This window comes from Streptomyces odonnellii (assembly GCF_000981895.1).
Taxonomy (GTDB): domain Bacteria; phylum Actinomycetota; class Actinomycetes; order Streptomycetales; family Streptomycetaceae; genus Streptomyces; species Streptomyces odonnellii.
Window position 1 is genome coordinate 1 of the sequence record NZ_LATD01000422.1, and the last position, 6,835, is coordinate 6,835.

Here is a 6,835-nt window from a genome sequence, read left to right on the forward strand (position 1 = left end):
GTGAGGGCCCGTGGGCCGAGGCCGGCCAGCGGGGGCCGGTGAGCTGTGGGCCGGTCGTCGGTCGTCAGGGGCGGTCGGCGGAGGCGGTCGGCGGGGCCGGTCGGCCGGGCTCAGAGGATGACGTGCGGGAGGAAGCGCGCGTACTCGTCCGTGACCAGGCCCTCCGACTCCCGGATGCCCAGCCCCGCCGCCCCGTCCTCGACGACCCACGCGCCGAGCACGACACGGTTGCCGTCGAAGTCCGGCAGCGGGGCCAGCTCCTGGTAGCAGCAGGCCTCGTCCCGTACCACCGGCGCACCGCCGGGCTCATGGACGGTCACTCCCGCGCCCTCGCGGCCCAGCAGCGGCTTGGCGACATAACCGCGGGCGGCGGCGAGTTCGCGGGGGCCGTCGAGATACGCGGGCAGGAGATTCGGGTGGCCGGGGTGGAGTTCCCAGAGGATCGCGAGCAGCGCCTTGTTGGACAGGAGCATCTTCCAGGCGGGCTCGATCCAGCAGGTGGTGCCGGTGCCGCCGCCGTTGTCGAGGGTGTCCCGTACGTACGGTCCGAACCGGTCGGTCGTCAGCCACTCCCACGGATAGAGCTTGAAGCAGCTCCGTATGAAGCGCAGCCGCTCGTCGACGAAACGGCCGGACAGCCGGTCCCAGCCGATCTCCTCGACGGAGAGCGCCTCGGTCGCGAGGCCCGCCTGTTCGGCGGTCTCCCGCAGATACGCGACGGTCATCAGGTCCTCGCCCAGCTCGTCCGCGTCGGAGTGGACGAAGTGCACAGGACCCGGCGGGAGCAGGGCGGACTGGCGTCTCCAGGCGGCGACGAGCCGTTCGTGGAGGGAGTTCCACTGGTCGCCGTCGGGGAACCGTTCCTCCATCCAGAACCACTGCGCGCTCGCGGCCTCGACCAGCGAGGTGGGGGTGTCGGCGTTGTACTCCAGCATCTTCGCCGGGCCCCTGCCGTCGTATCGCAGATCGAACCGGCCGTAGATGGACGGCAGTTCGGCGCGGCGCCGCCAGGACTCGGCGACCAGGGCCGCGAGTCCGGGGTCGGTGATCCCCAGATCGGCGAAACGATTCTGCTCGACAATGTGCGCGGCGGCTCCCAGACAGAGGGCGTGCAGCTCCTCGACGACCTCTTCCAGGGCCTCCACCTCGGGCAGGGTGAAGGAGTAGTAGGCGCTCTCGTCCCAGTACGGACGCAGCGAGCCGTCCGGACAGCGGGTGAGCGGATAGACGACACCCTGTCCCTCGACGGTCTGCTGCCAGCCGGGACGGGGGTCGGTGCAGTGACGTTTCATCTGGGGATCACCAGGGCTTCCGACGGGCGCCGAGGCCGGTCAGCCACCGCCCGAGCCGGAGTTCGCGCAGCCGAAACCGCCGCGGTCGACGGCTGACTTGTCGAAGCTGCCGCCCTGGACCTTGCCCTGTTTGCTGGATCCGCCGTAGTAGTACGAGCCGCTGCCGCCGCGCTCGCACTGGGAACTCGGCAGGGTCTTCCCGGTCGCCCGGTCGGCGCACCGCTTGTCCGGCTCCGAGCCACAGGATGTGATCGTGAGCGCCAGGATTCCCATGCCGCCGAGCACGACCGTGCTCGATCTCAGCCTCCGCCGCGTCGCACTCATGCGCCGCCCTCCCCCGTTGACGTACCGCTTCCGCGCCAGCAAGCGTAAGGGGGCGGGGAAAACCCCGCCCCCTCAGGGTCCCGCGCCTGCACTGGGCCGGCACAGAGCGGGCGCCGGACAGGGCCTAGGGTCTTTCGTTTGGATCTGGCTGGATCAGGGAGCGGGGTCTGGTGGAGGGGGTACCTCCCGTGCCGTTCAGGCTACGGGGGCGGATCGCAAGGCGGAGGAGGGAGCCCACGCGGAGGGGGTACCTCCCACGCCCTCAAGGCTGTGGGGGAGTAGGCGACCGACGACAACGCCGCGAGGCGCGGTGCCGGGGCCCGCGAGCCCAGCAAGATCCAAACGAGAGGCCCTAGGGCGTGTCTTCAAAGTCCCGTCTGCCCGGCGACGCCTGGCACGCACGCTCGCCGCGTTGTCGGGATCATCCAAGTACGTCCAGTACAAGGACGCCCCTCCGCCTTGCGATCGCACGCACCAGACGCCGCCGGGCCCGCCCTTCGGGCGGACGACGCTACTTTGAAGACACGCCCTAGCTCTCGCCGCCGCCGTACGGGCGGGTGATCGCTTCCATGGCGTGGCCCACCGGGTCCATGAAGTACACGCCGCGCCCGCCGTCGTTGTGGTTGATCTCGCCGGGGTGCCGGCGGTGCGGATCGGCGTAGAAGGTGACGCCCCGGTCCTGGATCCGCCGGAAGATCCCGTCGAAGTCGGCCTCGCTCACCAGGAAGGCGTAGTGCTGCGGGACGATCGACTCGGGCGGTATGGACGCGAAGTCCAGGGTGACGCCGTTGCTCAGCTCGACGGGGATGAACGGGCCCCACTCGGCTCCGACCGGAAGGTCGAGGACATGCGCCAGGAATTCGGCGGATTCCCGGTTGTCCCGGGCATGAACGATGGTGTGGTTCAACTGGATCGACACTGTGGAATGCCTCCGTAAGGCAAACTCACGGGCACCTCCATGCCTCACCCGGACGGTGACCGACACGCGATGCCGTATCGATCAGCCTAATTCGGGGCCCGCGGGCTGTCGACCTCGCTGCCACCGCGCAGCACGGATCAGCACAGTTCAGGTCAGGGCGGTGGAGGTTCGGGACACGGTCACGGAAGCGACCGGCACAGCGCCTCCAGCGCGCCGGTCCACGCGCTGTCCGGCGGCGTGGCGTACCCGACGACCAGCGCGTCCCGGTCACGCGGCACCGACGGATGCCGGAAGCGGCTCATCCCGTACACCGCCAGCCCCTGCCGGGCCGCCGCCTCGACGACGGACCGCTCGGTGCCCGGCGGGAGTTCGACGACGGCGTGCAGTCCGGCCGCGATCCCGGTCACCCGGATCCCCGGCGCGCGCTCGGTCACCGCCGCCACGAGCTGGTCGCGGCGGCGCCGGTAGTGCAGCCGCATGGAGCGGACATGCCGGTCGTACGCGCCCGAGGCGATGAACTCCGCGAGCGTGAGCTGGTCCAGCGTGCTCGACGCCCAGTCCTGGGGACCCTTCACCTTCCGCACCTCCCCCACCAGCTCCTCGGGCAGCACCATCCATCCCATCCGCAGCCCGGGCGCCAGGGACTTGCCGGCCGTGCCGAGGTACACCACCCTCTCGGGATCGAGTCCCTGGAGCGCCCCCACGGGCTGCCGGTCGTAGCGGAACTCCCCGTCGTAGTCGTCCTCCAGGACGATTCCGCCCGTGCCGCGTGCCCAGTCGACCGCCGCGGCGCGCCGGTCGGGGTGGAGCGCCATGCCCATGGGGTACTGGTGCGCGGCGGTCAGCAGGACCGCGCCGGCGCCGGGCACCTCGGCCAGTTCCTCGGTACGGGTGCCGAGCGCGTCCAGCGGGAGCGCGGGGGTCCGGATGCCCGCCCCGGTCAGCACGGACCAGTGGAAGTCGAGACCGTACGACTCGACGGCCACGGCCCGGACCCGGCGTGCGACGAGCACCTGTGCCATCAGCATCAGTCCGTGGACGAAGCCGGAGCAGACGACGATCCGCTCCGGCGCCGCGTACACACCACGGGACCGGGCCAGATAGTCGGCGAGCACGGTACGGAGTTCGATCCGGCCGAGTGGGTCGCCGAGCCCGAACGCCTCGTGCGGCGCCGCCGTCAGCGCGCGGCGGGCGGCGGCGAGCCACCGCGCGCGCGGAAAGGCGGCGAGGTCGGGGGAGCCGGGCAGCAGGCTGTACGCGGGCCGCCGGTGGGCCGGGCGGGTCCGGGGCGGCGCGGGCGCGGGCCTGCGCGGCGCGGACCGCGGGGCCACCCGGGTACCGGAGCCCTGCCGGGCGGTGAGCCATCCCTCGGCGACCAGTTCGGCGTACGCGTCGGCCACGGTGTTACGGGCGACGCCCAGGTCGGCGGCGAGCGAGCGGGAGGACGGCAGCCGGGTGCCGGGGGCGAGTCTGCCCGTACGGACGGCTTCGCGCAGGGCGTTCATGAGACCGGCGCGCAGACCGGGGCCCCGAGGTGCGGACCCGCTGAGCGCGGAGGCGCGGAGCTCCAGGTGGAGGTCGGTGCCGAGGCCACTGTCGGGTGCCGGCTCCGCCGGTCCTGCTGCTTCCGCCGAATCTGCCGGTTCTGCCGGCTCTGTCGGCTCCGCCGGTCCCGCCGGTTCCGCCGGGCAAGGCGGATTGGCCCATGAATCCGTCATGGAAATGGACCATACGCCTGTGCCACCGGGCGCGTAGCGTCGTACGTATGACGACGCGATCTGTGAACGAGACGAAGACCTACGCCCCCGAGCACTCCCCGCGCCTCGACATGGCCAAGCTGGCCCCCGAGGTCTACAAGGCCATGGTCAGGCTGGACGCGGCGGCCCGGCAGGGCGTCGAACCGACCCTGCTCGAACTGGTCAAGATCCGCGCCTCCCAGCTCAACCACTGCGCGTTCTGCCTCGACATGCACACCAAGGACGCGCTGGCGGCCGGCGAGTCGACGGAGCGGATCATCCAGCTCAGCGCCTGGGAGGAGTCGAAGCACTTCTACACGGAGAAGGAACTGGCGGCGATCGAGCTGACCGAGGCGGTCACGGTGCTGACCGACGGGTTCGTACCGGACGAGGTGTACGAGAAGGCCGCGGCGCACTTCGACGAGACCGAGCTGGCGCATCTGATCGCCGCGATCACGGTGATCAACGCATGGAACCGGTTCGGGGTGTCGGCGCGGCTGGTGCCCGGCCACTACACGCCGGGGCAGTTCGCGCACTGACCCGCCGACCCGCCTTGCGTGCCACCACTACGGAGAAACGCCCCAGGCACCGTGCTCATGTGCCGGGGGCGTTCTCTGTCCTGGTCCGTCGGAGGGTCAGATCAGGCCGAGGGCGCGGACCGCGTCGCGCTCCTCCTGGAGTTCCCGTACGGAGGCGTCGATCCGGGTGCGCGAGAACTCGTTGATCTCCAGGCCCTGGACGATCTCGTACGCGCCGTCCTTGGCGGTGACCGGGAACGACGAGATGAGGCCCTCCGGCACACCGTACGAACCGTCCGACGGGATGCCCATGGAGGTCCAGTCGCCCTCGGCGGTGCCGTTGACCCAGGTGTGGACGTGGTCGATGGCGGCGTTGGCGGCGGAGGCGGCCGAGGAGGCGCCTCGGGCCTCGATGATCGCGGCGCCGCGCTTGGCGACGGTCGGGATGAACGTGTCGGCCAGCCAGGCCTCGTCGTCGACGGTCTCCGCGGCGTTCTTGCCGGCGATCTCCGCGTGGAAGATGTCCGGGTACTGGGTGGCGGAGTGGTTGCCCCAGATCGTCAGCCGCTTGATGTCGGAGACGGCGGCGCCGGTCTTCGCGGCGAGCTGCGAGATGGCGCGGTTGTGGTCGAGGCGGGTCATCGCGGTGAAGCGCTCGGCCGGTACGTCGGGGGCGGCGGCCTGGGCGATCAGCGCGTTGGTGTTGGCCGGGTTGCCGACGACGAGGACCCGGATGTCGTCCGCGGCGTGGTCGTTGATGGCCTTGCCCTGGGGCTTGAAGATGCCGCCGTTGGCGGAGAGCAGATCGCCGCGCTCCATGCCCTTGGTACGGGGGCGGGCGCCGACGAGCAGGGCGACGCTGGCGCCGTCGAAGGCGGTGTTCGGGTCGTCGGTGATCTCAATGCCCCTGAGCAGCGGGAACGCGCAGTCGTCCAGCTCCATCGCGGTGCCCTCCGCCGCCTTGAGCCCCTGCGGGATCTCCAGGAGACGCAGCTTGACCGGCACGTCCGCGCCGAGGAGCTGGCCGGAGGCGATGCGGAAGAGCAACGCGTAGCCGATCTGGCCGGCCGCGCCGGTGACGGTGACATTCACGGGAGTACGGCTCATGGTGATCTCCGTAAGACGCTGGCGGTGGGGGTTCCTGCCCCTGGTGCGGGACATCTCCGCAGCGAATCTTGACGTGAAGAGACATCCAACGGCCAGGCTATCCGACGGTGGACGCGGGGCCCGGTGCAGGGGCGCCCGGGCACCGGGCGGGGCGTTTCCGTCCTCAATCGCCGGGCGGGCTTGTTCTTGCCGGGCGGCACCGGCTGCGGGGCGGGCGCATGGATCACCGCGTCCGTGCGGGGCCGGTCCGTCCTCAAGCGCCGGACGGGCTTGATTTTGCCGGGCGGCACCGAGTCCGCGCCCATGCGCGGGGGGGGCGCGATTCCAGCCCGTCCGGCGTTTGAGGACGACACCCGGCGCGACGACACCCGGCGCCGGGCCGGGCGCGTCATTGCGCCGGAGTGCAGCCCGTTTCGCCTGTGGTCAGGGTCGCGCACGCCTGCGTGGTCGCCCCGGCCTGAACCGCCACCATCGACGTGTACGCGTTGACCGCCGCCGCCTCCACCGCCGCGGCCTCCGCCTTGCCCTCGCTCGGCGTGATCCGTACCTCGTCGCCCGCGGCGGCCTGCGTTATCCGGGCCCATGCCGCCCCGCAGGTCTGGCTGTGGCGTACCTCGATCAGCGCCGTACCGACCGTGACGCTGGAAACGGTCTTGGCGAAGCTCCCGCCGCACCCCATCGCCTCGGGGTCCTGCCCCGAACAGTCGTCACCGGCGCACTTCACCCCGGCGGGCAGGACGGGGCTGCTGGAAGACGGCGAGGGGGAAGGGGACTTGGCGGCGGGCGCCGGGGCGGCGTCCCCGCCGATGTCGGCGAGCAGCACCGCACCGACGATCACAAGCAGCGCGCCGACGACCGCGCCCGCGAAGACAATCGCCTTCCGCCGCGGGCGCCGGGGCGCAGGCCCGGGCCCAGGCCCGGTCGGGATGCCCGCCCCGC

The 6,835-nt window shown here is 71.6% G+C and carries 7 protein-coding genes; 1 reads left to right on the plus strand and 6 read right to left on the minus strand.

All coding sequences use genetic code 11. The features are described from left to right. Positions 1-110 precede the first annotated feature (110 nt). From WH07_RS31645 to pdxR, 4 genes are all read right to left on the minus strand, one after another. Complete coding sequence (locus WH07_RS31645) at positions 111-1,292, minus strand: glutathionylspermidine synthase family protein (RefSeq protein ID WP_046507774.1); 1,182 nt, start codon at positions 1,290-1,292, stop codon at positions 111-113. Positions 1,293-1,331: 39 nt separating this feature from the next. Then, the gene (locus WH07_RS31650) at positions 1,332-1,616 is read right to left on the minus strand and encodes a hypothetical protein (RefSeq protein ID WP_046507777.1); all 285 of its coding nucleotides are present in this window, start codon (positions 1,614-1,616) and stop codon (positions 1,332-1,334) included. Positions 1,617-2,145: 529 nt separating this feature from the next. After that, positions 2,146-2,535 carry a VOC family protein gene (locus WH07_RS31655; RefSeq protein ID WP_046507779.1) on the minus strand — a complete coding sequence of 130 codons (390 nt, stop codon included), beginning with the start codon at positions 2,533-2,535 and terminating at the stop codon, positions 2,146-2,148. Positions 2,536-2,714: 179 nt separating this feature from the next. Continuing rightward, the gene (gene pdxR / locus WH07_RS31660) at positions 2,715-4,253 is read right to left on the minus strand and encodes a MocR-like pyridoxine biosynthesis transcription factor PdxR (protein WP_408645974.1); all 1,539 of its coding nucleotides are present in this window, start codon (positions 4,251-4,253) and stop codon (positions 2,715-2,717) included. A gap of 47 nt (positions 4,254-4,300) precedes the next feature. Here pdxR and WH07_RS31665 point away from each other — a divergent pair, with 47 nt between their 5' ends. Beyond that, positions 4,301-4,810 (plus strand): carboxymuconolactone decarboxylase family protein, encoded by a 510-nt coding sequence (locus tag WH07_RS31665; protein WP_046507782.1) that lies wholly within the window; start codon positions 4,301-4,303, stop codon positions 4,808-4,810. Positions 4,811-4,906: 96 nt separating this feature from the next. On the opposite strand, the gene WH07_RS31670 is transcribed toward WH07_RS31665, so the two are convergent. Together WH07_RS31670 and WH07_RS31675 are read right to left on the minus strand one after the other, a co-directional pair. Continuing rightward, positions 4,907-5,896 carry a malate dehydrogenase gene (locus tag WH07_RS31670; protein ID WP_046507785.1) on the minus strand — a complete coding sequence of 330 codons (990 nt, stop codon included), beginning with the start codon at positions 5,894-5,896 and terminating at the stop codon, positions 4,907-4,909. A gap of 388 nt (positions 5,897-6,284) precedes the next feature. Then, positions 6,285-6,835, minus strand: a 551-nt coding sequence (locus WH07_RS31675; RefSeq protein ID WP_046507792.1) for a DUF2690 domain-containing protein, incomplete at its 5' end; no start/stop codon positions are given.